The sequence below is a fragment of the Microbacterium sp. AC215 genome (assembly GCF_979258645.1).
This window is the reverse complement of the sequence record NZ_OZ409869.1, coordinates 1-26,486: the sequence shown is the minus strand read 5'-3', so window position 1 is coordinate 26,486 and position 26,486 is coordinate 1. Positions and strand designations below refer to the sequence as shown.

Annotated in this window: 21 protein-coding genes and 3 rRNA genes; 4 read left to right on the top strand and 20 right to left on the bottom strand. The window is 65.4% G+C overall.

All coding sequences use genetic code 11. The features are described from left to right. Positions 1–2 precede the first annotated feature (2 nt). From ACZZZF_RS00120 to ACZZZF_RS00110, 3 genes are read left to right on the top strand one after another with little or no spacing between them, the layout of a single operon-like run. Positions 3–671 carry a lysoplasmalogenase family protein gene (locus ACZZZF_RS00120; protein ID WP_463496543.1) on the top strand — a complete coding sequence of 223 codons (669 nt, stop codon included), beginning with the start codon at positions 3–5 and terminating at the stop codon, positions 669–671. Further along, positions 671–1,057 carry an RNA-binding S4 domain-containing protein gene (locus ACZZZF_RS00115; protein ID WP_053096838.1) on the top strand — a complete coding sequence of 129 codons (387 nt, stop codon included), beginning with the start codon at positions 671–673 and terminating at the stop codon, positions 1,055–1,057. Before ACZZZF_RS00120 ends, ACZZZF_RS00115 begins: the two co-directional genes overlap by 1 nt. 38 nt (positions 1,058–1,095) lie before the next feature. Beyond that, positions 1,096–2,550 carry an HNH endonuclease signature motif containing protein gene (locus ACZZZF_RS00110; protein WP_463496542.1) on the top strand — a complete coding sequence of 485 codons (1,455 nt, stop codon included), beginning with the start codon at positions 1,096–1,098 and terminating at the stop codon, positions 2,548–2,550. Positions 2,551–2,750: 200 nt separating this feature from the next. Here the strand turns inward: ACZZZF_RS00110 and ACZZZF_RS00105 are convergent, their stop codons facing one another. The 17 genes from ACZZZF_RS00105 to ACZZZF_RS00025 all read right to left on the bottom strand — a co-directional run bounded on the left by ACZZZF_RS00105 (position 2,751) and on the right by ACZZZF_RS00025 (position 19,402). Beyond that, on the bottom strand, positions 2,751–3,689 hold the full coding sequence (locus tag ACZZZF_RS00105) for an NUDIX domain-containing protein (protein ID WP_463496540.1): 939 nt from the start codon (positions 3,687–3,689) through the stop codon (positions 2,751–2,753). A gap of 107 nt (positions 3,690–3,796) precedes the next feature. Next, positions 3,797–5,317 (bottom strand): ribosome biogenesis GTPase Der, encoded by a 1,521-nt coding sequence (gene der, locus ACZZZF_RS00100; RefSeq protein ID WP_053096842.1) that lies wholly within the window; start codon positions 5,315–5,317, stop codon positions 3,797–3,799. Further along, complete coding sequence (gene cmk / locus ACZZZF_RS00095) at positions 5,310–5,984, bottom strand: (d)CMP kinase (RefSeq protein ID WP_187249859.1); 675 nt, start codon at positions 5,982–5,984, stop codon at positions 5,310–5,312. Before cmk ends, der begins: the two co-directional genes overlap by 8 nt. Then, a complete protein-coding gene (locus ACZZZF_RS00090; RefSeq protein ID WP_083569352.1) occupies positions 5,977–7,122 on the bottom strand; it encodes a prephenate dehydrogenase in 1,146 nt (381 codons plus the stop codon). Before ACZZZF_RS00090 ends, cmk begins: the two co-directional genes overlap by 8 nt. Beyond that, on the bottom strand, positions 7,119–7,907 hold the full coding sequence (locus tag ACZZZF_RS00085) for a pseudouridine synthase (protein ID WP_056278993.1): 789 nt from the start codon (positions 7,905–7,907) through the stop codon (positions 7,119–7,121). Before ACZZZF_RS00085 ends, ACZZZF_RS00090 begins: the two co-directional genes overlap by 4 nt. Before the next feature lie 76 nt (positions 7,908–7,983). After that, positions 7,984–8,598, bottom strand: coding sequence for an SMC-Scp complex subunit ScpB (gene scpB / locus ACZZZF_RS00080; RefSeq protein WP_056278994.1), 615 nt, complete (start codon positions 8,596–8,598; stop codon positions 7,984–7,986). Next, on the bottom strand, positions 8,588–9,406 hold the full coding sequence (locus tag ACZZZF_RS00075) for a segregation and condensation protein A (protein WP_295105834.1): 819 nt from the start codon (positions 9,404–9,406) through the stop codon (positions 8,588–8,590). Before ACZZZF_RS00075 ends, scpB begins: the two co-directional genes overlap by 11 nt. An 88-nt stretch (positions 9,407–9,494) precedes the next feature. Beyond that, a complete protein-coding gene (locus tag ACZZZF_RS00070) occupies positions 9,495–10,328 on the bottom strand; it encodes a ParA family protein (RefSeq protein WP_053099169.1) in 834 nt (277 codons plus the stop codon). A 156-nt stretch (positions 10,329–10,484) separates the two neighbouring features. Continuing rightward, on the bottom strand, positions 10,485–11,387 hold the full coding sequence (gene xerD, locus ACZZZF_RS00065; protein WP_463496539.1) for a site-specific tyrosine recombinase XerD: 903 nt from the start codon (positions 11,385–11,387) through the stop codon (positions 10,485–10,487). A gap of 2 nt (positions 11,388–11,389) precedes the next feature. Then, positions 11,390–11,968, bottom strand: coding sequence for an NUDIX domain-containing protein (locus ACZZZF_RS00060; protein WP_394195476.1), 579 nt, complete (start codon positions 11,966–11,968; stop codon positions 11,390–11,392). 14 nt (positions 11,969–11,982) lie between these two features. Continuing rightward, the gene (locus tag ACZZZF_RS00055) at positions 11,983–13,701 is read right to left on the bottom strand and encodes a CTP synthase (protein ID WP_053096852.1); all 1,719 of its coding nucleotides are present in this window, start codon (positions 13,699–13,701) and stop codon (positions 11,983–11,985) included. Positions 13,702–13,718: 17 nt separating this feature from the next. Then, the gene (recN, locus tag ACZZZF_RS00050) at positions 13,719–15,410 is read right to left on the bottom strand and encodes a DNA repair protein RecN (RefSeq protein WP_463496537.1); all 1,692 of its coding nucleotides are present in this window, start codon (positions 15,408–15,410) and stop codon (positions 13,719–13,721) included. After that, positions 15,407–16,321 carry an NAD kinase gene (locus tag ACZZZF_RS00045; protein ID WP_053096854.1) on the bottom strand — a complete coding sequence of 305 codons (915 nt, stop codon included), beginning with the start codon at positions 16,319–16,321 and terminating at the stop codon, positions 15,407–15,409. Before ACZZZF_RS00045 ends, recN begins: the two co-directional genes overlap by 4 nt. Beyond that, positions 16,318–17,115: a TlyA family RNA methyltransferase gene (locus ACZZZF_RS00040; RefSeq protein ID WP_053096856.1), complete on the bottom strand. Its 798-nt coding sequence runs from the start codon at positions 17,113–17,115 to the stop codon at positions 16,318–16,320. Before ACZZZF_RS00040 ends, ACZZZF_RS00045 begins: the two co-directional genes overlap by 4 nt. Then, positions 17,112–17,288: a hypothetical protein gene (locus ACZZZF_RS00035; protein ID WP_171821925.1), complete on the bottom strand. Its 177-nt coding sequence runs from the start codon at positions 17,286–17,288 to the stop codon at positions 17,112–17,114. Before ACZZZF_RS00035 ends, ACZZZF_RS00040 begins: the two co-directional genes overlap by 4 nt. A gap of 63 nt (positions 17,289–17,351) precedes the next feature. Further along, positions 17,352–18,389 carry an HAD-IIA family hydrolase gene (locus ACZZZF_RS00030; RefSeq protein WP_463496535.1) on the bottom strand — a complete coding sequence of 346 codons (1,038 nt, stop codon included), beginning with the start codon at positions 18,387–18,389 and terminating at the stop codon, positions 17,352–17,354. Continuing rightward, a complete protein-coding gene (locus ACZZZF_RS00025) occupies positions 18,389–19,402 on the bottom strand; it encodes a hypothetical protein (protein ID WP_463496533.1) in 1,014 nt (337 codons plus the stop codon). Before ACZZZF_RS00025 ends, ACZZZF_RS00030 begins: the two co-directional genes overlap by 1 nt. Here ACZZZF_RS00025 and ACZZZF_RS00020 point away from each other — a divergent pair. Next, a complete protein-coding gene (locus ACZZZF_RS00020) occupies positions 19,343–20,698 on the top strand; it encodes a hypothetical protein (protein ID WP_463496531.1) in 1,356 nt (451 codons plus the stop codon). The genes ACZZZF_RS00025 and ACZZZF_RS00020 overlap by 60 nt on opposite strands. 45 nt (positions 20,699–20,743) lie before the next feature. Here the strand turns inward: ACZZZF_RS00020 and rrf are convergent. The 3 genes from rrf to ACZZZF_RS00005 all read right to left on the bottom strand — a co-directional run bounded on the left by rrf (position 20,744) and on the right by ACZZZF_RS00005 (position 26,012). Next, positions 20,744–20,861 (bottom strand): 5S ribosomal RNA (gene rrf / locus ACZZZF_RS00015). Positions 20,862–20,970: 109 nt separating this feature from the next. Further along, positions 20,971–24,075, bottom strand: a 23S ribosomal RNA gene (locus tag ACZZZF_RS00010). 412 nt (positions 24,076–24,487) lie between these two features. Next, positions 24,488–26,012 (bottom strand): 16S ribosomal RNA (locus ACZZZF_RS00005). The 16S, 23S and 5S rRNA genes sit together here, the layout of an rRNA operon. Positions 26,013–26,486 lie beyond the last annotated feature (474 nt).

Sequence of the window (26,486 nt, the reverse complement as noted above, 5' to 3'; positions counted from 1 at the left end):
AGATGCAGCGACGCCGTCCGTCCGACCCGCTTCTCTGGGCCTTTCTGCCCTATGCGGCGGCATCGGCGGCTCACGTGGCGCTGCTGAGCGTGGGCAGCCCCGCAGCCGGGCCGACGAAGCTCCTGCTCATGCCTTTGCTCGCCGTGCCCGTGTTCGTGTCGATGGGTCGCGCCGCGGAGCGCTCCGCGCTGGCGTTGACCATCGCGGCGCTCCTGTTCTCGTGGCTCGGCGACAGCGCAGGGGTGTTCTTCCCCGCGGCGCCAGAAGTGCCTCTGATGCTCCTGTTCTTCGGCATCGCGCATCTGGCATACATCGCGCTCTTCATCCGCCGTCTCGCCGCGCGGCGGATGCCGTGGTGGGCGCTCGTCTACGCCGCGTGGTGGGTGGCGATGCTGGTGTTCATCGGTCCGCACGCCGGTGGGCTGCTGATCGCGGTGGCTGTCTACGGTCTCGTCCTCGCGAGCACAGCGGCCACCGCCACTCGATGCTCTGGGCTCGTGTCGATCGGCGGCGCCTTCTTCCTCGCCAGCGACACTCTCTTGGCTCTTCGGCTCTTCCTGCCCGGTTCCCTGCCGGACTGGAGCAGCCCCGCCATCATGGCCACCTACACGCTCGGGCAGGGTCTGATCATCGCCGGCACCCTGATCGCACTGAGAAAGCGAGACATCTGATGGCGGATGCAGCACGGGTCGACAGCTGGCTCTGGGCGATCCGCGTCTACAAGACGCGCTCGGCCGCGACCACTGCATGCCGTGCGGGGCATGTGCGCGTGAACGGCGACAAAGTGAAGGCTGCTCAGCACATCCGCGTCGGCGACGAACTGCGCATCCGGATCGCCGGATTCGATCGGATTCTCATCGTGCGTCAGCTGCTCGTCAAGCGCGTCGGTGCCCCTCTCGCTGCGCTGGCATATGAGGACCGCACACCGGAGCGCGAACCGCAGGCGGCTCTCGGACTGCGTGATCGGGGGGCGGGGCGACCGACGAAGCGTGAGCGTCGCGACATCGACAAGCTGCGCGGGCGAGGATACGAGGATGACGGCATATTCCAGGGTTAAGCCTGGATGCTGTCGAACATAGGTTCTAATGTAGACCTATGACCCGGCGTACCGACTTCGACCTCGATCTCGAGGAGCGCTGCCGCCTGCTCGACGAATGGGTCGCCACGCGCCGCCAGATCGCTGCGCTCGAGGCCGAGTCCTACGCGCTGCTGGTCGAGCGGATCGGCATGCACGACAGCGACGTCTCGGAGAGCCCGCACCATCGCGAGGCGATCTACCGCTCGATGGTCGCAGAGTACTCCGCGGCCGGTCACATCCCGAAAGGTTCGGTCGAGTACGCCTTCACCGCTGCACGCACATTGACGCGCACGCTCCCGGCCGTGCAGACCGCCTTCTCTGTCGGGTCGATCAGCGTGCGTCATGTCCGTGAGATCGTGCGTGCGAGCGAGATCGTCGACGACGCCATCCGCGATGGGCGGGTGGACGCCGAGACGATGAGCCTCTACGAGGCTGCTGTTCTGGTGGTCGCTGAGAACGACACGGCACCGAGAACGAAGACCCATGCACGTCAGGTGGCGGCAGCTCTCGTCGGCGAGACCGTCGTCGAGCAGCATCGCCGAGCGGCCGCGGAACGGTGTGTCACCGTCAAGTACGTCGGCGACGGGCTTGCTGCCCTCACGGCGATCCTGCCCGAGTGGGTCGCGGTGGCGATCTCCGATCGACTCACGCAGATGGCCCGGCACATCACTCGCACCCGCAACGAGCAGGAGCCTATCCTCGAGCCGCTGGACGAACCGGAGGGCTCGCTCTACCTCGACGACCTCTCGCCCGATGATCCCCGATACGAGTCCTACTTCGACACAGCGGTGATCGCCGCCGACGGCACGTTCGTCACCGACCCGCTTGCCGGACTGATCGACCCGATGGCCGACCCCTCGAGCCCTGACATCGAGCACCTCTCCGGCGACGCTCGCACATTCGACCAGATGCGCGCCGATGTGCTGGCTGACCTGCCCCTCACTGCCGATCCGAGCGAAGCGACAGGCACAGGGCTGGAGAACATCTCCGCCCGCATCCAGGTCACCGTCGCTGCAAGCACTCTCGCCGGGGAGGACGATCGTCCCGCTGAACTCGACGGACACGGGCCGCTCGATCCCGACGTCGCGCGGGGACTCGCAGGACATCGCACCGGGTGGGCGCGTCTGTTCCTCGACGCGCAGGGACTGGTCACGGAGACCGACTCCTACTCCCCGACAGAGCAGATGCGGCGGTTCCTCAGAGCGCGCGATCAGCACTGCAGGTTTCCCGGATGCAGGATGCCGGTGCATCGTTGCGAGATCGACCACAACCACGACCACGCCCGTGGTGGACGCACGCGCGTCGACAATCTCAGCCACTTCTGCACGACGCACCACTCGCTCAAGCATCCGGACATCCATGAGCGGCATCGGTGGACGGCGCGCCAGACCTCTGACGGGTCGCTCACGTGGACGAGTCCGCTCGGCCGCGAGTATGTCGACCCACCGCGACGAAGAGTGATGTTCGTCTGAGCGCAGCACACGTCACGCTGAGTGCGGCACCCTCACGCTGAGCGCAGCATCCTCACGCTGAGCGCAGCACGCGTCACGCTGAGCGCAACACCCCTCAGGCTGAGCGCAGCCACCGTCGGACGAGGGGGCGCACAGCCAAGACGAAGCGGAGCGCGCGCTGAGACGGAGCGGAGCACGCACTGAGACGAAAGCGGCCCCGACTATTGCGGGAGCACGCTCAACAGCCAGCCCGCCGAGCGCACTTGCGCCGCGCCCGCTGCGTCGACGCGGGTCTGCAGCTCGCGGTCGCTCGAGATGACCACGACATGCTGCCCGGCACGCGTTCGACGTTCCACCTCGGCCACAATCGCGTCGTCTCCGGCCCCCTCGGCGCGGACGATCGAGACGCCACCTGCGGGAAGCAGCTCGGGCACCTCCGCATCGGCGTCCGACGACGGAGTCACGATCCCGCGCGCCTGTCCCTCGACGACGAGAGCGATCTCCGGGAACCAGGTCGCTCCCCCGACCCCGAGGTCGGCCGCGGGCACAGCGAGTCCGTCGAGGCGCGAGGCAAGACGAGCCGTCGCACCGGCACGATCTCTCCACCATCCGTTCGGCACAGAGCCGACCACGTTGGCGGCGTCGACGACGAGCGACAGGCGCACATCGAGCAGGGTGCGCAGAGCAGGCCAGGCGCTACCGAAACCGGGGTGCAACGGCCGTGCGTCCACCTCATCGACGGGCACCCACTCGAGAGCCACGCTCTCGGGGTCACTGATCACGGGGTCGAACGGACGCACCACATCGGCGATGACGGTCGTGTACGACCACACGTCCAGATCGAGCACGCTGGTGAACCGGGGTCGCACGGCCGCATCCGGAACCCCGGCCTCTTCCTGCGCCTCGCGCACTGCGCCCACGATCGCGCTCTCGCCCTCGTGCATGGCGCCGCCAGGCAACCCCCATGTCCCACCGAAGTGCGACCAGGACACCCGGTGCTGAAGAAGGATCCCGCGTTCCGGATCGACGGCGAGCAGCCCAGCCGCGCCGAAGCGCCCCCAGTACTTCTCCCCCGAGGGGGCGATCACCCAGGCGTCGCCCGGGTTTCGCGGCCCATCTGGGCGGCGGGGTTCACCTGCGGCGGGAGGTACGACAGTCACCCCTTCAGCCTGTCACAGCATCCGGCTGTCGGCATCCGCCGGGTCATACGCGGGAACAGCTGTGCCCGCGCGGATTCGCGCGGGCACAGCTGTCGAATCGGGTGCGATCAGCGCTGGCGCTTCTCGCGGACCCTCATGTTGATGACGATCGGAGTTCCGTCGAATTCGTAGAGCTCGCGCAGACGACGCTGAATGAAGCGGCGGTAGCCCGGGTCGAGGAATCCCGTCGTGAACAGCACGAACGTCGGCGGACGCGTCGATGCCTGCGTGCCGAACAGGATGCGCGGCTGCTTTCCGCCACGCAGCGGGTGCGGGTGCTCGGCGACGAGCTCTGCGAGGAAGGCGTTGAACTTGCCCGTCGGGATGCGACGGTCCCAGTTCTCCAACGCCGTCTCGAGCGCCGGCACGAGCTTGTCGAGGTGACGACCGGTCTTGGCCGAGATGTTCACTCGGGGCGCCCAGGCGACGTGCGCCAGGTCCTGCTCGATCTCACGCTCGAGGTACCGACGTCGATCGGCGTTCTCGAGGTCGTCATCGTTCAGACGATCCCACTTGTTGAATGCCAGCACGAGAGAGCGGCCCGACTCGAGCACGAGATCGATGATGCGGACGTCCTGCTCGCTGATCGTCTCGGACACATCGAGGACGACGACCGCGACCTCCGCCTTCTCGAGAGCAGCGGACGTGCGCAGCGACGCGTAGAAGTCAGCACCCTGCGCCATGTGCACCCGGCGGCGGATGCCGGCGGTGTCGACGAGGCGCCAGAGCTTGCCACCGAGCTCGACGATCTCATCGACCGGGTCACGGGTGGTTCCCGCGAGGTCGTTCACGACCACGCGCTCTTCGCCGGCCGCCTTGTTGAGTAGCGAGGACTTGCCGACGTTCGGGCGACCGAGGATCGCGACGCGCCGCGGCCCGCCGATCTCGGCCTTCGCGACCGCGGAGACATCCGGCAGCTTCTTCAGCAGCTGGTCGAGCAGATCGGCGACGCCACGACCGTGGATCGCCGACACCGGGTAGGGCTCGCCGAGGCCGAGGTTCCAGAGAGCCGCAGCCTCAGGTTCCTGACGAGCGTCGTCGATCTTGTTGGCGACGAGGAAGACCGGCTTGCCGCTCTTGCGCAGCAGCTTCACGACGTGCTCATCGGTCGACGTGGCGCCGACCATGGCGTCGACGACGAACAGCACGATGTCGGCGAGGTCGATCGCGACCTCCGCCTGCGCGGCGACCGAGCGGTCGATGCCGCGGGCGTCGGGCTCCCAGCCGCCCGTGTCGACGAGCGAGAAGCGGCGGTCCGCCCACTCGGCCTTGTACGTCACGCGGTCGCGGGTCACACCGGGGGTGTCCTCGACGACTGCCTCGCGACGGCCGAGGATGCGGTTCACGAGAGCCGACTTGCCGACGTTCGGTCGACCGACGATCGCGACGACCGGCAGGGCCGGGAAGAACTGGATCCCGTCCTCGCCCATCGTGATGCCGGCGAGAAGGGCGGCATCTTCATCGTCCAGGTCGTAGTCGGCGAGGCCGGCGCGCAGGGTCTCGGCGCGCGCCTCGGCGAGCTGCTCGTCGAGCGACTCCATCTTCTCGGCGAGCTGGTCGGGGCCGCCTTCGTATTCGTCGTCAGCCATGGTGTACTCCTCGGATTCGTTCGATCACCGCGAGGACGGCGTCGATGGTCTGTGTGAAATCGAGCTCCGTCGAATCGACGACCTCGACGCCGTCTGCGGCGTTCAGGAAGTCGACGACGGCGCTGTCTGATGCGTCGCGCTTGTGCAGTGCGGCCGCGACGGCCTCGGCGTTCTCGCCGGCGAGCTCGCCGGCACGTCGTGCGGCGCGCACCTCGGGCGCAGCCGTGAGGAGGATGCGCACCGGGGCGTCGGGAGCCACCACGGTGGTGATGTCCCGTCCTTCGACGACGACCGCCGGGTACGGCGCCTCGGCGACGAGGGTGCGGAAGAGACGATTGACCCGGTCCCGCACCTCGGGCACACGGGCGACGCCGCTCACCGCGCTCGAGACCGATGGTTCGCGGATCGCGTCCGTGACGTCGACCTCTCCGACGAGCACGGTGCGATCGTCGGGGTCGAGGCCGAGGCGCACGGGGAAGTCGGAGACGGCGTCGAGCACCGCCGCGGCATCCGCCGTGTCGGCGCCTCGATCCAGCACATGCCAGGCGAGAGCGCGGTACGCGGAGCCGGTGTCGAGGTAGCCGAAGCCCAGAGCCCGAGCGACCGCCTTGGACACGCTGGACTTGCCGGAGCCGGCGGGCCCGTCGATCGCGATGAAATCAGTCATTGGTGGTACCTGCAATCCGCCAGCCGCGTTCCTGAAGTCCGGTGATCGCCCCGTGCAGCGCAGCAGGGTCGACGCTGATCTCGGCCAGGCCGAACTGCGCGCCCGGCGAGTGCTCGAGACGGAGGTCCTCGACGTTGACGCCGAGCTCTCCGAGTTCGCCGAACAGTCGACCGAGCTGGCCGGCGGTGTCGTCGACCATCACGACCAGGGACTCGAATCGCTGGTTCTGCCCGTGCTTTCCGGGAAGACGTTCGACGCCATCGTTGCCCTGCCGGATCGTCTCGGCGACCACACGCCGAGCCCCGGGGGCCTCGGGCGCGCGCAGAGCGTCCGACACCTCGCGGAGATCGGATGCCAGAGCGTCGAGGATCTCGACCACGGGCCCGGCGTTCGCTCCGAGGATCTGCACCCAGAGTTCGGGTGCGGATGCCGCGATACGCGTCGTGTCACGGACACCCTGGCCGGAGAGGCGCAGCGCACCCTCGTCGGCGGTGGCGAGACGGCCGGCGAGCAGGCTCGCGACGACCTGAGGAACGTGGGAGGTGAGAGCGACCGAGCGGTCGTGCTCCTCGGGAGTCATCTCGAGCGGCATCGCTCCGACATCGAGGGCGAGCGCTTCGACGAGCGCGAGATCCGTGGCGGTTGTGTCGGCATCCCGGCACACCACCCAGGGGCGACCCACGAAGAGGTCGGCGCGCGCAGAGATCGCTCCGCCGCGCTCGCGTCCGGCGAGGGGGTGCGAGCCGATGTAGCGGGTGAGGTCGACGCCACGGTGCTGCAGGCTGTGCAGAGGCTCGAGCTTGACGCTCGCCACGTCGGTGACGACAGCATGAGGGAAACGACTCAGCTCCGACTCGATGACATCCGCGGTGACGTCCGGCGGCACGGCGACCACGACCAGCACCGGCGAATCGTCCTCGGCGGCCGAGCGGCCCGCCCCGTAGTCGATCGCGAGACGCAGCTGGGCGGGCGAGGTGTCGGCGAGCACCACGTCGACACCCTTCGCACGAAGGGCATGTCCGATGCTCGCGCCGAGCAGCCCGGCGCCGACGACGCGAACGGTTCCCGAGAGTCTCGCCGCGATTCGTGGCGCGACAGAACTCCGAGCCCCCGTGGGCGCACTCGTCGTATCGGTCACTCGTTCTCCTGTTGCTCGCCTGGCGCCTCGGCGACACCGGAATCACGGCGCGACAGAGTCAAGAGTGCGCCGAGTTCGATTTTAGTCAGTTCGCGCGTCTTCCCAACCGGGAGGGTTCCCAGGTGCAGCGGGCCGAACTGGCGGCGCACGAGTTCGGTCACCGGGTGGCCGACCGCTGCCAGCATCCGTCGGACGATGCGATTGCGCCCGGAGTGCAGCGTCAGCTCGACGAGACTCGACCCGCGAGAGGTGTCGAGCAGCCTCGCCTTGTCTGCCGCGATCGGACCGTCGTCGAGCTCGATGCCCCGGGTGAGCTTCGAGATCGTCTGCGCGGTCACTTCGCCTTCGACCTTGGCGATGTAGACCTTGGTCACCCCGAACGACGGGTGAGCGAGCACGTGAGCGAGGTCTCCGTCGTTGGTCAGCACGAGCAGCCCGCTGGTCTCCGCGTCGAGCCGCCCGACGTTGTAGAGCCGCTCCTCGTAGTCCTCGGTGAACCGGCGCAGATCCGGGCGATCGTTCTCGTCCCGCATGCTGCTGACGACCCCGGTGGGCTTGTTCAGCATCACATAGCGCTTCGACACATCGAGCTGAACAGCGGTGCCGTCCACATCGATGAGATCGGTCTCGGGGTCGACACGACGGCCGAGCTCGGTGACGGTCACGCCGTTGACACGGATGCGCCCTTCGACGATGTACTGCTCGATCACGCGTCGCGAGGCCACGCCTGCCGCCGACAGCACCTTCTGCAGGCGGATGCCCTCTGGTGTCTCGAAGCCGCTCATCGGATGGTCCCTTCGTTGAAACTGATTCTGCGCGTCGTGCCGACGCGGCCGGTCGCCGCCGTCAGGACGACCGAGATCATCGGATGGTCCCTTCGTCGAAGCCGTCCGCGCCGTCGTCGAGCAGAGGAGAGATGGGGGGCAGCTCGTCGAGCGAGTTGATGCCCAGGTGCTGCAGCAGAGCGTCGGTCGTGCCGTAGTTGATGGCGCCGGTCTCGGAGTCCGCGAACAGCTCGGTGATGAGACCTCGTGCGAGGAGCGTCCGCACGACGGAGTCGACGTTCACCGCGCGGATCGACGCCACCTGGCTGCGCGTGACGGGCTGCTTGTAGGCGATCACCGCGAGCGTCTCGAGCGCCGCCTGCGAGAGTCGCGCCGGCGCTTGTCCCCCGACGAACTCCGCGACGACGTCGTCGTGATCCTCCCGGACGTACAGGCGCCAGCCCCCGCCGACCTCACGCAGCTCGAAACCCCGTCGCGGTCCGTGACCCTTGCCGTCGTAATCGTCGACCAGCGTCTCGATCGTCTGTCGGACGGCCGCGACCGGTGATCCGACGGCAGCGGCGAGAGCGACGAGTCCGATCGGCTCGTCGATGATCAGCAGGATCGCCTCGATGCGCTCGGAGAGGGGCGTGTCACGCACGGCCGGCTCGGTCACGGCTCCGGTCGCTGCGTCAACGGTGTCATCGGTCATAGTCGGCTCCCAGGGATGCCAGTGTCTCGTCCGACCAGGAGTCGGCTGCCCAGCGCAGCGTGAGCTCGCCGAGCGGTTCCAGTTGCTCGAAGGAGAGTGCGGCGTGCCGGTAGAGCTCCAGAACGGAGATGAACCGCGCGACCACGATCCCGGGCTCGCTCACACCCGCGACCAGCTCGCGGAAGCTCACGGACTCCGCCGCGCGCAGCAGAGTGACCACGATCGCGGCCTGTTCGCGGATGCTGACGAGCGGAGCGTGCAGGTGATCGAGGCCGACATGCGGGATCTCCTTCGGCGCGAACGCGAGAAGCGCGAGCGCGGCGAAGTCATCCGCGCTGAGCGACCACACGAGCTCGGGGGTCTTTCGCCTGTGCTTCTCATCCAGCCGGACAGCACGCACGTGCCGACGGTCCTCGCGCTGCAGGCATCGAGCGAACCACGCCGAGACCTCTTTGAAGGCGCGGTACTGCAGGAGTCGCGCGAAGAGGAGGTCACGTGCTTCGAGGAGAGCGACGGCTTCGGCATCCACCAGCTCGCCCTGAGGCAGCAGTCCCGCCACCTTCATGTCGAGCAGCGTCGCTGCGACCACCAGGAACTCGGACGCCTGATCGAGCTCCTCGTCGTCGTCGAGCTCCTTGAGGTAAGCGATGAACTCGTTGGTGACGGCGCTCAGCGACACCTCGGTGATGTCCATCTCGTGCTTCGAGATGAGGTTCAGCAGAAGGTCGAACGGGCCGTCGAAGTTCGACAGGGAGACGCGGAACCCGGGATCCGCCGGCAGTGCGGTGTCAGCGATGTCTGAGCCGATGTCCGCGACGGACTGAACGGGCGAGACGGACTGAGGCGAGACGGACTGAGGCGAGACGGACTGAGCCGGGGTGTCTGGCGGCTCGAGCTCAGGCGACAGCGCCACGGGCGACCAGCTCCCGCGCCAGTCGCAGGTACGCCTGCGCGGCAGCGTGCTCCGGAGCGAACTCGGTGATCGGCACACCGGACACCGATGCATCGGGGAACTTGACGGTTCGACCGATCACGGTCTCCAGGACGTCGTCCCCGAACGCCTCGACCACACGCTCGAGAACCTCACGCGAGTGCAGGGTGCGCGGGTCGTACATGGTGGCGAGGAGGCCGTCCATGGTGATCGACGGGTTCAGCCGGTCGCGCACCTTGTCGATCGTCTCGATCAGCAGCGCCACACCGCGAAGCGCGAAGAACTCGCACTCGAGCGGGATGATGACGCCGTGAGCGGCGGTCAGCGCGTTGACCGTCAGCAGACCGAGCGAGGGCTGGCAGTCGATGAGGATGACGTCGTACTCCCCCGCGACCTGGCGGAGGACACGGGCGAGGATCGTCTCGCGGGCGACCTCGTTCACGAGGTGCACCTCAGCGGCCGACAGGTCGATGTTCGCCGGCATGACGTCGAGGCCTTCGACACCCGAGTGCACGATCGCATCATGTGCGTCGCGCTTGGTGTCGAGCAGCAGATCGTAGATCGTCGGCACATCGTGCGTCTGAATGCCGAGACCTGCCGACAGTGCGCCCTGCGGGTCGAAGTCGACCGCGAGGACCTTCCGGCCATATTCGGCGAGGGCCGCGGCGAGGTTGATCGAGGTCGTGGTCTTGCCGACGCCGCCCTTCTGATTGCAGAGGGCGATGATGCGGGCCGGACCATGCGAGGCGAGAGGAGCAGGGGTCGCGAAGCCGTGATAGGGACGCCCGGTGGGTCCCATGGGGGTGTCGTCGGTCTTCGACGTCTTCGCCCTGGACTTCGCCGCGTTCTCAGCCACCGATTCTCCTGCTCGTTTCGTGCTTGATCGAGTCTACCGATCGCCCGGAGGGTTCCACGCCTCGGCCGCGGCGATCCCGCGTTTTGGCCGCAGCTCGGCTCACCGGGCGCGAGGGTGCGACGTCGCGTATATGTCGCGCAGCGTGTCGACAGACACGTGCGTGTAGATCTGGGTCGTCGCGACCGAGGCGTGTCCGAGCAGCTCCTGCACGACGCGCACGTCTGCGCCGCCCTGCAGCAGGTGCGTGGCGAACGAGTGCCGCAGCGTGTGCGGTGAGACATCGGCGGTGATGTGCGCGTTCTCCGCGGCCGCGCGGATGACCAGCCAGGCGCTCTGGCGCGACAGGGGCGCGCCGCGCGCGCCGAGGAACAGCCGCGCCGACGCCCGACCCTTCACTGCGAGCCCGGGACGGACCCGGGTGAGGTACGCGTCCACCGCTGCGCGGGCGAACGAGCCGATCGGCACGATACGTTCCTTCGACCCCTTGCCGCGGAGGCGCAGGACATCGCCATGAGCGAGGTCGTCGACGTCGAGCCCGACGGCCTCCGACACACGAGCGCCGGTCGCGTAGAGCAGCTCGAGCAGGGCCCGGTCACGGATGCCCAGAGGGTCCTCCGCGCTGGGGGCGCCGAGGAGGCTCTCGACCTGGTCGATCGTCAGGGCCTTCGGCAGACGCCGCGGGGCCTTGGGCGGACGGAGACGGCCGCTCGGGTCATCCGGTTCGATCCCTTCACGCGCCAGGAACCGGTGCCATCCGCGCACCGACGACTGCAGACGGGCGAGGCTCGTCGCCGCAGGAGCCGGATCGGCCCCGGAGCGATCGGCGATGAAGCGTCCGACGACCGCAGCGCTGATCTCAGCGGTGTCCGTCACCCCCTCGGACACGAGCCACTCCAGATACGTGTCGAGGTCGCGCCGATACGCCGAGATGGTGTGCTCGCTGAGACCGCGCTCGATCGTGACGTGGCGCAGATACGTGTCCAACGCTCGGTCGAGCTGCATGCTCAGCTCCGGTCGCGCAGCCTCTGCGCGGCCGCGAGGACGCCGATGCTGAGGATGCCGTTGCGCATCCGCCCGTCGAGCACCGCGGCGACCGCGGCATCGAGCGGCACCCACTCCACGCGAATGTCAGCCTCTTCGTCCACGCGCGCGTGCGCTTCGTTCGCCGCCGACACGCCACTCGCGAGGAAGACGTGGATGACCTCGTCGTTGCCACCCGGGGTCGTCCACGACGATACGAGCGGCTCCCAGTGCGCGGCGACGAGATCGGCCTCCTCCGCCAGCTCACGCTGAGCTGCCGCGAGAGGCTCCTCCCCCGGCATGTCGAGCAGACCTGCCGGCAGCTCCCAGTCGCGGTGACGGATCGGGTGCCGGTACTGCTGGATCAGCAGTACGCGACCCTGGTCATCGAGCGCGAGGATCGCTACGGCGCCGGTGTGCGCGACATACTGACGGCGGATCTCCCCGTCGCCGTAACGCACACGGTCGTCGCGCACATTCCAGACGGCACCCTCGTAGACGAGGTCACTCTGCAGAACCTCCGGCTGGAAGGGCTCGTCTCTCAGCTCATCGAACTCAGACATGGGCTTCGCCACGCTCAGGCGACTGCTTCGCCGAACTCGGCATCGGCCTCGACGTCGAAGAGCTCGCTCGAGCGGTGACGCTCGATCGCAGCCCCGACCAGGCCACGGAACAGCGGGTGCGGGTCGGTCGGGCGCGAGCGGAGCTCCGGGTGCGCCTGGGTGGCGATGTAGTACGGGTGGACGTCCCGCGGGAGCTCGACGTACTCGACCAGGTCGAGCTCGGGGTTGAGACCCGAGAAGACCAGACCGGCCTCGGAGAGACGCGCACGGTAGGCGTTGTTGACCTCGTAGCGGTGGCGGTGACGCTCCGACGCCTCGGGGCCGCCGTACAGCTCGCTCGCCAGGGAGCCCTCCGCCAGCGCCGCCTTGTAGAGGCCGAGCCGCATCGTGCCACCCAGGTCTCCACCGTCGAGGATCTCGATCTGCTCCGCCATCGTGGCGATGACCGGCTCGGTCGTCTCGGGGTCGAACTCGCTCGACGACGCGCCCTCGATGCCGGCGACATCACGGGCGTATTCGATGACCATGCACTGGAGGCCGAGGCAGAGGCCGAGGGTCGGAATTCCCTGCTCGCGCGCGAACTTCAGCGCACCGAGCTTGCCCTCGATCCCACGGATGCCGAAGCCACCGGGAACGCAGATGCCGTCGAGTGCGGCGAGCTGCTCGCGGGCGCCCTCGGGGGTCTCGCAGCGGTCCGACGGGATCCAGCGGATGTTGACCTTGGTCTCCTGTGCGAAACCGCCGGCCTTCAGCGCTTCGGTCACCGAGAGGTAGGCGTCCGGCAGGTCGATGTACTTGCCGACCAGGCCGATGGTGACCTCATGCTTCGGGTTGTGCACGGCGTGGAGGACCTTGCTCCAGCGCGACCAGTCCACCTCGTCGGCAGCCTTCTGGTCGAGTCCGAGGCGGCGCACGATGTACGAGTCGAGCCCCTGGTCGTTGAGCGTCGAAGGGATGTCGTAGATGCTCGGCAGATCGACCGTGTTGATGACGCCCTCGGCGTCGACGTCGCACATGAGTGCGATCTTGTTGCGGTTGCTCTCGCTCACAGGCCGGTCGCTGCGGAGCACGAGGGCATCGGGCTGGATGCCGACCTGACGGAGGGCCGCCACCGAGTGCTGGGTCGGCTTCGTCTTCTGCTCACCGGATGCGCCCATGAACGGAACCAGCGAGACGTGCACGAAGAACACGCTGTCGCGTCCGAGCTCGTGACGCAGCTGACGAGCGGCCTCGAGGAACGGCTGCGACTCGATGTCGCCGACCGTTCCGCCGACCTCGGTGATGATCACGTCGGGGCGAGGATCCTCGGTCGCCTGCAGACGCATGCGGCGCTTGATCTCATCGGTGATGTGCGGGATGACCTGCACGGTGTCGCCGAGGTACTCGCCGCGACGCTCGCGGGCGATGACCTGCGAGTAGATCTGACCGGTCGTGACGTTCGCCGCCTGCGACAGGTTGATGTCGAGGAAGCGCTCGTAGTGGCCGATGTCGAGGTCGGTCTCGGCACCGTCATCCGTGACGAAGACCTCACCGTGCTGGAACGGGTTCATCGTGCCCGGATCGACGTTGAGATACGGGTCGAGCTTCTGCATCACGACGCGGAGTCCGCGTGCGGTGAGGAGGTTGCCGAGGCTTGCGGCAGTGAGCCCCTTACCCAAAGACGAAACGACACCACCCGTCACAAAGATGTGCTTGGTCGTGTCGTTCTTGGGCCCCGCAGAAGAAGAGTTCATCACGGGCTTCGATCCTATCAGGAGGTGAGGGCGCCGAGGCTGAGAAGTTCTCGGGCGTGGGTGATCGCGGCATCCGAATCGGTCAATCCGGACAGCAGTCGGGCCATCTCGGCCTCGCGCTCCTGGCCTTCGAGACGGCGGACACTCGATGCGGTGACTGCTCCGTCGTGGGATTTCACGACGGAGAGGTGGTTGTTGGCGAACGCGGCGACCTGAGCCAGATGGGTCACGGCGATCACCTGCGACTTCTCTGCGAGTCGGGCGAGTCGTCGGCCGACCTCGATCGCCGCCGCACCGCCGATGCCGGCATCGACCTCGTCGAAGACGAAGGTCGGCACGGGGTCGGTGCCGGCGATCACGACCTCGATGGCGAGCATCACGCGCGACAGCTCACCGCCGGATGCCCCCTTCGAGACGGAGCGGGGTTCGGCACCGGGGTGGGGCGCGAGCAGGATGGCGACGTCGTCGCGGCCGTGAGCGCTCTCCGCCCCGGGCGTGACCGCGACCTCGAGAGTCGCGTCCGGCATGGCGAGCTCGCGCAGCTCATCGCTCACGGCGACGCCCAGTCGTGCTGCGGCTGCGGTGCGCTCCGCGGTCAGTGCCTCGGCCCGGGAATCCAGCTCAGCGCGAGCGGCGTCCCGTTCGGCCTCGAGGCGTGCGAGCCGCTCGCCGTCGTCTTCGAGTTCGGCGAGCCGGGTCGATCCGGTCTGCCACAGCTCGAGCGCCTCGTCCAGCGAACCGTGCGCACGGATGAGCGTGCTCAGTGCCGCGCGCCGTTCTTCGACAGCCGCGAGCTCGTGCGGTCCCGATTCGTCGAGATCGGCGAGGTAGGCGGAGAGCTGTCCGGCGATGTCGGCGATCCGGTAGCCGATGTCGGCGAGGCCTGCGGATATCTCGGTGAGCGCGGCGTCGGAGACCCGTTCGAGCGCGCGACGCGCCTCGGCGATCAATGCGGATGCGTCGGGCTCGCCCTCTTCGTTCGAGAGCGCGCCGTGGGCGAGCGAGGCCGCGAGGCGCAGCTCCTCGGCGTTCGCCAGGCGCTCGGCCCGTGCCGACAGCTCGACGTCCTCGCCCGGTTCCGGGGCGGCAGCCTCGATGAGAGCAAGTGCCTCCCGAAGCCGGGAGGCCTCGTCGGCTCGGCGATCACGGTTCTCGGTGATGTCCGCGATCTCGGAATCCAGCTCGCGCCACCGGGTGAACGACGATGCGTAGGCGTCGAGCGCCCGGGCGATCGGCGCTCCTCCGAAGCGATCGAGCGCATCGCGCTGCGCAGCGGCAGAGCGCAGCCTGAGCTGCTCGGACTGACCGTGCACGACGACCAGCTCCTCGGCCAGGGCCGACAGCACACCCGCCGGCGCCGCGCGTCCTCCGACGCTCGCACGGCTGCGTCCCTCGGCGCTCAGCGTGCGTGAGACGTACAGCTCTGCGGCACCGGAACCGGCGGGTTCCAGCTCGCCCCCGGCGTCTGCCACGATGTCCGCGACGTCGCCGGTCTCGGGGACGATCCACACGCCCGCGACCGAGGCCTGGGTGGCACCGGCACGCACCGCTCCGGAATCGGCGCGCTGACCGAGCAGCAGGCCGAGGCCGGTCACGACCATCGTCTTGCCGGCACCGGTCTCACCTGTGATCGCGGTGAATCCGGGCCCGAGAGGCAGCACGGCGTCGGCGATCACGCCGAGTCCCTGCATCCGCATCTCCTCGATCATGAGGCTGCCCCCTGCCCGCGCCATCCCGCGACCGGCAACTGGAACTTGCGCACCAGACGATCGGTGAACGCGGTCGGGTGCAGACGCGCGAGGCGCACGGGGCGCGATGATCGCCGCACGACGACTCGGGCCCCCGGCGGCAGGTCGTGGGACCGTCGCCCGTCGCACCAGAGGATGCCAGCGCCGGACGTGCCTTCGAGCATCTCGATGGCCACAGCGGCGTCGGGGCTGACCACCAGCGGCTTGGCGAAGAGGGCGTGCGCCGAGAGCGGCACCACCGCGATGGCTTCGACGCTCGGCCAGATGACCGGACCGCCCGCGGAGAAGTTGTAGGCCGTGGACCCGGTCGGAGTGGACACGACCATTCCGTCGCATCCGAAGCTCGAGAGGGGGCGTCCGTCGATCTCGAGCACGACCTCGATCATGCGCTCCCGACTCGCCTTCTCGACCGTCGCCTCGTTGAGGGCGAACGTCTCGTAGACCACCTCGCCGTCGACGTCCTTGACCCGGACGGACAGCGCGAGACGCTCTTCGACCTCGTAGTCGCGGTCGATGACGCGGCGCATGGCGGCATCCATGTCATCGCGGTCGATCTCCGCGAGGAATCCGACGTGGCCCATGTTGATCCCGAGCACGGGAGCCGCGCAGCCGCGCACCAGCTCGGCGGCTCGCAGGATCGTGCCGTCGCCGCCCAGGACGATCGCGAGCTCGAGCTGCTCCTGCTGCACCGTCTCGCCGAGCACGTCGACATCCGCGAAGCGGGCATCGACGGCACGCAGGTCGAGGCTGTCGTCGGCGGCGAGCACGGGGCGCGCCCCCGCGCCACGCAGCGCATCGACCACGCGGAGGGCCGCTTCGACCGTGTCTTCCCTGCCGGCATGGGCGACGACCAGGATGTTGCGCTCGTTCATCGTCTCCCTGTCAGTTCGTTGATGCGGTCCGACCATTCTGACGGATCACTGCCGCGGCCCGGTGCGAGGTGCAGAAGGTATTCCGTGTTCCCGTGGGTCCCGAGAATCGGGGAGGACAGGATGCCGAGCATGCCGAGCCCCGCGTCCCAAGCGCTCCACGCCGTCCGCGCGACGGCGTCGGCGCGCGTGGCGGGATCTGTCACCAGTCCCCCGCGCACGGCCGTTCGACCGACCTCGAACTGGGGTTTGACCAGCAGCACGATGTCGGATCCCGCCGCTGCCACGCTCGCGACGGCCGGCAGGACATGCTCGAGCGAGATGAACGAGAGGTCGCCCACGATGAGGTCGGGGGCTGCGTCCTCCCCGGTCACGTCCCTCAGGTTCTCTGGGGTCATGTATCGGACGTTGTACCCCTCGACGCGCACCACACCGGGATCGGATGCCACGGCAGCGGCCATCTGATCGTGTCCGACGTCGACGGCCAGCACACGGCGCGCTCCGCGCTCACGCAACACCTGGGTGAAGCCACCGGTGGAGGCGCCCATGTCGAGCGCCAGGCGCCCTTCGGCAGAGATGCCGAAGCCGTCGAGCGCGGCGACCAGCTTGTGCGCGCCGCGACCGACATAGTGGTCGGCACCCGCGACGGAGATCTCGGCCTCATCGCTGACAGGCGTCGACGCCTTCACGACCGGTCGGCCGTCGACGCTCACCAGACCGTCGGCGATCAGGGTTGCGGCGTGGGTGCGTGAGCGGGCGAGTCCTCGCGCGGCGAGGGCAGCGTCGAGTCGCGTCATCGGGCGCCCGGCGCATCGCGCTGATCGAGTCTCGCGCCGCTGTCGAGGCGGCGGGACAGCTCGTCATGCAGCCCGGAGTACGCGTCTGCTCTGGCAGCGAGAGGCTGCCCCTCGATCAGGCGCAGGCGACTCCACAGACCATCGGTCGGTGCGTTCGTCGTCTCTTCGCTCACGCTTCTACTGTACGCGGCAGGGCCGACACGTCGTCGGAGCCACGGCGAGGGCCCGGCTGCCCGTCAGGGCCGGTGGAAGGGGTCGTCGTAGAGGCGCTCAGGGACGCGAAGCACGAACACCGGTGTCCCGGAAGCCCAGATCGCGGCTGCTCCGGCGCGCAGCAGATCGATCTGCGCCTCGCCCTCGGCGATGATCTCGACATCCGCACCGGTGACGCGCACAGACGCGCCGTTGACCGAATAGACGCCGTCCTTGGACGTGAGCTCCGGGTACGGCTGGTGCAGTTCCCGCAGATCGCTCAGGATGTACGTCGGACGGGATCCTTCCGGTGCCGCGAGCACATGCTTCGGCCGGTCGATGCCCGTGAGCACCAGCGCGGAGTCGATACCCGCCCTCACCGCCCCGAGAATGTCGGTGTCGAGACGGTCGCCGATGAACAGCGGCTTCGTCGCGCCGAAGCGCGACGTGGCCTCCTCGAAGATCGGAGTCTCCGGTTTGCCTGCCACTGTCGCGAGCCGACCGATCGCCGTGTGCACGGCGGACACGAGCGTCCCGTTGCCCGGGGCGACGCCGCGTTCGCGCGGGATCGTCCAGTCGGTGTTGGTGGCGATCCACGGGATGCCGCCCTCATCTTCGGGGAGCTTCAGGGCGAACGCCGCTTCTGCCAGGTCCGTCCAGGCGACCTCAGGGGCGAAGCCCTGCACGACCGCATCCGGAGCGTCCTCTGCACTGCGAGTCACCGTGTACCCGGCCTTCTCGGCCTCGTCCACGAGCCCGGCTCCCCCGACGATCAGCAGCGTCGCCGGAGGGGGCACGATCCCGGCGAGCAGCCGCATGGCGGCCTGCGGGCTGGTGATGACATCAGCCGGGGCGACGTCGAGACCCAGGCTGCTCAGGTGCTCGGCGACCGACGCGTCGGTGCGCGACGCGTTGTTCGTGATGTAACCGAGTCTCGCGGTCTCACCGGCCGCGTTGAGGCTCTCCACCGCGTAGGGCAGCGCGCCAGGGCCCGCATAGACGACGCCATCCAGGTCAGCGAGCACGGCGTCGACGCCGTCGAGCGGCGTGCGCAGCGCGGGCTTCTTGGAGAACAGCCCCACTACGCCTCCTCAGAGGGCTCGGATGCTGTGCGCTTCGCGTCGGCGTCGGCGGGGTCGCCGTCCTCGTCCTCGTCCTCGCCCTCGCCCTCGCCGAGAAGCTCACGCACCTCGTCGTCGATCGACGGTTCCGACTCGATATCGGACTCGGTGTCCGCCTCTTCAGCACCTGCAGCCGCCATGGTCTCGTCGGACTCGGCGGGCTCCAGGTCGGACTCAGAATCGTCAGAGCCAGAATCGTCGGACTCAGAGTCGGACCGGCCGTCTTCAGCATGGTCGTCATCGAAGTCACCTTCGATGAGACCGTCTTCGATGATGATCTCCTCATCACCGGCTTCGTCGACGCCCAGCGCTTCCGCAGCGACCTCGGCGCGATGCGCCCAGAACTCTGCCTCGTCGGTGCGCCCCAAGTCCTCGAGCACGGCGGCGCGCGCAGCGAAGAGTGCGGGGCTCCACTCGAATGCGCGGTCGGGGTCGAGCTCAGGGATCTCGAGTTCGCCGAGCGCGAGTTCGAGGTCGCCCTGATCCAGACGTGCACCCGACATGGCGATCGCCAGCGAGACACGGACGGGCGTGGTCAGAGCGGTCCGGTCGACAGCGCGACCGGTCTCGAGCGCACGGTCGGGGCGGCCGATGCCCCGCTCGCTGTCGACCATCAGGGCGATCTGATCGTCCTTGCCGGAGATGCGGCGGTACGTGCGCAGCTCACGCAGCGCAAGAGCGAAGTCCTCGGTCGCATAGGCGGTGATCCCGAGGGTCTCGCGGACGATCGCGATGCGGCCGGCACGGCGGGATGCTGCGAGAGCGTGCTCATGTGCGAGAGCGGGATCCTCGTCGATGAGACGCGACGCCATCGCGAGGTGACGAGCGACGAGGTCGGCGTTCTCCTTGCTCAGGGTCTTCAGCTCATTGCGCGCCGACGTGTGCAGGTCGCGGGCCGTGACGTCATCGGGGATGTGCGGGTCGTTGAAGCGAGGACGATCGCCCGCTGCCTGCACCGGACGCTCACGGTCCACTCCCCCACGCTGCGGGTACGAGCGCGACGAGTCGCGGTCCTGCCGCGGCGCGCGGTCATCGCGGTTGTAGCCACCCGTGCGGGGAGCACCACCGTCACGGCTGTCACGGTTGTAGCCGCCCGAGCGCGGTGCGCCACCGTCACGGTTGTCGCGGTTGTAGCCGCCGGTACGGGGGGCGCCACCGTCGCGACTGTCACGGTTGTAGCCACCCGAACGCGGAGAACCACCGTCGCGACTGTCGCGGTTGTACCCACCGGTACGGGGAGCGCCACCGTCACGGTTGTACCCACCGGTACGAGGTGCGCCACCGTCACGGCTGTCACGGTTGTACCCACCAGAACGCGGAGCGCCACCATCACGGTTGTCGCGGTTGTAGCCACCAGAACGCGGAGCGCCACCGTCACGGCTGTCACGGTTGTAACCGCCCGAACGCGGAGCGCCACCGTCACGGCTGTCACGGTTGTACCCACCAGTGCGAGGAGCACCACCATCACGGCTGTCACGGCTGTACCCACCCGAACGGGGAGCCCCACCATCGCGGTTGTCACGGTTGTACCCACCGGTACGAGGTGCGCCACCATCACGATTGTCGCGGTTGTACCCACCGGTACGGGGAGCGCCACCATCACGGCTGTCGCGGTTGTACCCACCAGTGCGAGGAGCACCACCGTCACGGCTGTCACGGTTGTACCCACCAGTGCGAGGAGCACCACCGTCACGGCTGTCACGGTTGTACCCACCAGTGCGAGGAGCACCACCATCGCGATTGTCGCGGTTGTACCCACCAGAACGCGGAGCGCCACCATCACGGCTGTCACGGTTGTACCCACCCGAACGGGGAGCCCCACCGTCGCGGTTGTAACCGCCAGTGCGCGGGGCACCACCATCGCGGTTATAGCCGCCCGAACGGGGAGCGCCACCATCACGGTTATAGCCGCCCGAACGGGGAGCGCCACCATCACGGTTATCGCGGTTGTACCCACCAGAATGGGGGGCACCACCATCGCGGTTGTACCCACCAGAACGGGGGGCACCACCATCGCGGCTGTAGCCGCCGGAACGGGGAGCGCCACCATCGCGGTTGTCGCGGTTGTACCCACCAGAACGGGGGGCTCCTCCGTCACGACTGTAACCGCCCTCGCGGCGGGGTGCGTCGTCGCGACGCGGACCGCTGCTGCGATTCTGTTCCGAGCGTCCTCCGGAAGGTCGGTTACTGCGCGATCCCTGGTCGTTGTTGCGACGCGGACGGCGCTCTTCCTCTTCCGGCATGATGCTCCCTGTTCTAGATGTTGTTAACGCAAAATGGCCACCCAACGATGGGTGGCCATTTGCTTAAAAGAAGTCCGGCGGTGTCCTACTCTCCCACAGGGTCCCCCCTGCAGTACCATCGGCGCTGTGAGGCTTAGCTTCCGGGTTCGGAATGTAAACCGGGCGTTTCCCTCACGCTATGGCCGCCGAAACACTATTGATGTTTCAATCAAACCTATAGACAAATCATTGTTGTCTGTAGGGTTCTCGACCGTACATCGAGAACCACTCAGTGGACGCGTAGCACCAACAAACGGTGTGTTATCAAGTCATCGGCTTATTAGTACCAGTCAGCTGCATGCATTACTGCACTTCCACATCTGGCCTATCAACCCAGTAGTCTGGCTGGGAGCCTCTCACCCGAAGGTATGGAAATCTCATCTTGAGGCCGGCTTCCCGCTTAGATGCTTTCAGCGGTTATCCATCCCGAACGTAGCTAATCAGCGGTGCTCCTGGCGGAACAACTGACACACCAGAGGTTCGTCCAACCCGGTCCTCTCGTACTAGGGTCAGATCCTCTCAAATTTCCTACGCGCGCAGCGGATAGGGACCGAACTGTCTCACGACGTTCTAAACCCAGCTCGCGTACCGCTTTAATGGGCGAACAGCCCAACCCTTGGGACCTACTCCAGCCCCAGGATGCGACGAGCCGACATCGAGGTGCCAAACCATGCCGTCGATATGGACTCTTGGGCAAGATCAGCCTGTTATCCCCGAGGTACCTTTTATCCGTTGAGCGACAGCGCTTCCACAAGCCACTGCCGGATCACTAGTCCCGACTTTCGTCCCTGCTCGACCTGTCAGTCTCACAGTCAAGCTCCCTTGTGCACTTACACTCGACACCTGATTGCCAACCAGGTTGAGGGAACCTTTGGGCGCCTCCGTTACTTTTTGGGAGGCAACCGCCCCAGTTAAACTACCCACCAGGCACTGTCCCTGAACCGGATTACGGTTCGAAGTTAGATATCCAGAGTGACCAGAGTGGTATTTCAACAATGACTCCACATGAACTGGCGTCCATGCTTCACAGTCTCCCACCTATCCTACACAAGCCACACCGAACACCAATACCAAGCTGTAGTAAAGGTCACGGGGTCTTTCCGTCCTGCTGCGCGTAACGAGCATCTTTACTCGTAATGCAATTTCGCCGAGTTCGCGGTTGAGACAGTTGGGAAGTCGTTACGCCATTCGTGCAGGTCGGAACTTACCCGACAAGGAATTTCGCTACCTTAGGATGGTTATAGTTACCACCGCCGTTTACTGGGGCTTAAATTCTCAGCTTCGCCTTGCGGCTAACCGGTCCTGTTAACCTTCCAGCACCGGGCAGGCGTCAGTCCGTATACATCGTCTTGCGACTTGGCACGGACCTGTGTTTTTAGTAAACAGTCGCTACCCACTAGTCTCTGCGGCCTCCAAACGCTTTCGGAGCAAGTCCTAATACGTCGAAGGCCCCCCTTCTCCCGAAGTTACGGGGGCATTTTGCCGAGTTCCTTAACCACGATTCTCTCGATCTCCTTGGTATTCTCTACCTGACCACCTGAGTCGGTTTGGGGTACGGGCGGCTAGAACCTCGCGTCGATGCTTTTCTTGGCAGCATAGGATCATCCACTTTTTATCCGCATCGTGTCTCAGCCTATGTGAGAGACGGATTTGCCTATCTCTCGGCCTACGCACTTGCACCAGGACAACCATCGCCTGGCTTGGACTACCTTCCTGCGTCACACCTGTTAATACGCTAACCGCACCAGAATGGGGTCGTGCGCTAGGCCCAACGCGTCACCCCGAAGGGATCAGTCACTGGGATTCAGACACTTAGCACTACTGGATTAGCTTGGGCGGTTCTTCGCCGGTACGGGAATATCAACCCGTTGTCCATCGACTACGCCTGTCGGCCTCGCCTTAGGTCCCGACTTACCCAGGGAAGATTAGCTTGACCCTGGAACCCTTGGTCTTTCGGAGGACGTGTTTCTCACACGTCTTTCGCTACTCATGCCTGCATTCTCACTCGTGTAGCCTCCACGGCTGGTTTACACCGCCGCTTCGCTGGCCACACGACGCTCTCCTACCCATCAACACGGCTGGACCACGAAGGCCTACCAATAATGTCAATGCCACAACTTCGGTGGCGTGCTTGAGCCCCGTTACATTGTCGGCGCGGAATCACTTGACCAGTGAGCTATTACGCACTCTTTCAAGGGTGGCTGCTTCTAAGCCAACCTCCTGGTTGTCAAGGCAACTCCACATCCTTTCCCACTTAGCACGCGCTTTGGGACCTTAGTTGGTGGTCTGGGTTGTTTCCCTCTCGACTATGAAGCTTATCCCCCACAGTCTCACTGCTGCGCTCTCACTTACCGGCATTCGGAGTTTGGCTGACGTCAGTAACCTTGTAGGGCCCATCGGCCATCCAGTAGCTCTACCTCCGGCAAGAAACACGCAACGCTGCACCTAAATGCATTTCGGAGAGAACCAGCTATCACGAAGTTTGATTGGCCTTTCACCCCTATCCACAGCTCATCCCCTCAGTTTTCAACCTAAGTGGGTTCGGTCCTCCACGACGTCTTACCGTCGCTTCAACCTGGCCATGGATAGATCACTTCGCTTCGGGTCTAGGACATGCGACTGAATCGCCCTATTCAGACTCGCTTTCGCTACGGCTACCCCTCAACGGGTTAACCTCGCCACATATCGCTAACTCGCAGGCTCATTCTTCAAAAGGCACGCTGTCACAGCTACTAAGGCTGCTCCAACGGTTTGTAAGCAAACGGTTTCAGGTACTATTTCACTCCCCTCCCGGGGTACTTTTCACCTTTCCCTCACGGTACTTGTCCGCTATCGGTCATCTGGGAGTATTTAGGCTTATCAGGTGGTCCTGACAGATTCACACGGGATTTCACGGGCCCCGTGCTACTTGGGATACTCTTCGCGCCACGGTTGGCATTTCGACTACGGGGTTGGCACCCTCTATGACCGGCCTTTCAAGACCGTTCGTCTATACCATCGTGTAACGCCGCCATCTCGGCAGAGATGACTGAAAAGTCCCACAACCCCCAACGTGCAACGCCTGCCGGCTATCACACACGCTAGGTTTAGCCTGTTCCGGTTTCGCTCGCCACTACTAACGGAATCGCGGTTGCTTTCTCTTCCTGTGGGTACTGAGATGTTTCACTTCCCCACGTTCCCTCTACCCGCCCTATATATTCAGGCGGGAGTCACTAGGTCGGCACGCCGCCCAGCGGGGTTTCCCCATTCGGACACCCTCGGATCAAAACTTGCTTATCAGTTCCCCGAGGCTTATCGCAGATTGCTACGTCCTTCTTCGGCTCCAGATGCCAAGGCATCCACCGTTTGCTCTTAAAGACTTGAAATCACATGAGTTTGAATCAGAATCGACACCAGACCCAAAGGCCTGGCATGAAATTGACTAATGATCTTTAAGATCATCTTGTGCAACCGACCGAAGCCGGCTGCAAGATGCTCGCGTCCACTGTGTAGTTCTCAAAGTACGGGCGGTACCCCTTCTCGCCACCCCCACAGGGGAAACAACAAGAGGCCCAGAGGTACAGAAACGATCCGAAGATCGCATCCGGTCCCTCAGGACCCAACAGCGTGCAGACACCTCGCTCACGAAGCCCCACTTTCCAACCGACCCGAAGGTCAGCGTACTCACGAGACTCAGCTGCGCTGATGTCATGTCAAATGTTCCACCCATGAGCTCCCAGCGAAGAACGAACGTCTTCGATCTGGGTTCTGGACTCCGAAGAGTCAGATGCTCCTTAGAAAGGAGGTGATCCAGCCGCACCTTCCGGTACGGCTACCTTGTTACGACTTAGTCCTAATTACCGATCCCACCTTCGACGGCTCCCTCCACAAGGGTTAGGCCACCGGCTTCAGGTGTTACCGACTTTCATGACTTGACGGGCGGTGTGTACAAGACCCGGGAACGTATTCACCGCAGCGTTGCTGATCTGCGATTACTAGCGACTCCGACTTCATGAGGTCGAGTTGCAGACCTCAATCCGAACTGGGACCGGCTTTTTGGGATTCGCTCCACCTCGCGGTATTGCAGCCCTTTGTACCGGCCATTGTAGCATGCGTGAAGCCCAAGACATAAGGGGCATGATGATTTGACGTCATCCCCACCTTCCTCCGAGTTGACCCCGGCAGTATCCCATGAGTTCCCACCATTACGTGCTGGCAACATAGAACGAGGGTTGCGCTCGTTGCGGGACTTAACCCAACATCTCACGACACGAGCTGACGACAACCATGCACCACCTGTTTACGAGTGTCCAAAGAGTTGACCATTTCTGGCCCGTTCTCGTATATGTCAAGCCTTGGTAAGGTTCTTCGCGTTGCATCGAATTAATCCGCATGCTCCGCCGCTTGTGCGGGTCCCCGTCAATTCCTTTGAGTTTTAGCCTTGCGGCCGTACTCCCCAGGCGGGGAACTTAATGCGTTAGCTGCGTCACGGAATCCGTGGAATGGACCCCACAACTAGTTCCCAACGTTTACGGGGTGGACTACCAGGGTATCTAAGCCTGTTTGCTCCCCACCCTTTCGCTCCTCAGCGTCAGTTACGGCCCAGAGATCTGCCTTCGCCATCGGTGTTCCTCCTGATATCTGCGCATTCCACCGCTACACCAGGAATTCCAATCTCCCCTACCGCACTCTAGTCTGCCCGTACCCACTGCAGGCCGGAGGTTGAGCCTCCGGATTTCACAGCAGACGCGACAAACCGCCTACGAGCTCTTTACGCCCAATAATTCCGGATAACGCTTGCGCCCTACGTATTACCGCGGCTGCTGGCACGTAGTTAGCCGGCGCTTTTTCTGCAGGTACCGTCACTTTCGCTTCTTCCCTGCTAAAAGAGGTTTACAACCCGAAGGCCGTCATCCCTCACGCGGCGTTGCTGCATCAGGCTTGCGCCCATTGTGCAATATTCCCCACTGCTGCCTCCCGTAGGAGTCTGGGCCGTGTCTCAGTCCCAGTGTGGCCGGTCACCCTCTCAGGCCGGCTACCCGTCGACGCCTTGGTGAGCCATTACCTCACCAACAAGCTGATAGGCCGCGAGCCCATCCCCAACCAATAAATCTTTCCAGTAACTGACCATGCGGTCGCTACTCGTATCCAGTATTAGACGCCGTTTCCAGCGCTTATCCCAGAGTCAGGGGCAGGTTGCTCACGTGTTACTCACCCGTTCGCCACTGATCCCACAGAGCAAGCTCCGTGTTCACCGTTCGACTTGCATGTGTTAAGCACGCCGCCAGCGTTCATCCTGAGCCAGGATCAAACTCTCCGTAAAAAAGAAATGCATACGACACCGGGAAAACGGTGACGCAGCGAGTTTGATGCTGACCAAAGAGACAAATCATTGCTGACTTTATCCGTTGCCAACCCCACAAGGAGGTTGGTCTTTGATCCAAAGGAATCTCATCCAGCCGAAGCTGAATCGAGGTTATTTGGCATTTGACAAGTGCACGCTGTTGAGTTCTCAAGGATCGGATGCTCCCACGACCCAGTCATCACAACCAGGCCCGAAGGGCAACTTCTCTATCTTAGCCATCCCGTCCCGCTTGTCAAATCAGCGCGCCGCGCGGATCTTGGATCCGCTGCGCAGCTCTTGACAGCCGCAGATGGGGTGGATCTCCCATCCTAGACGCAGGCGTCTGTTCTCACAAGTGAGTGGATCGGGAGGTGGTTCTCCGCTTGAGGGGGGTGAAGCTCTCGGCTCCTCCGCTTCCCTGTGGGGCGAACAAGTAATAAGTTACGTGGGTTC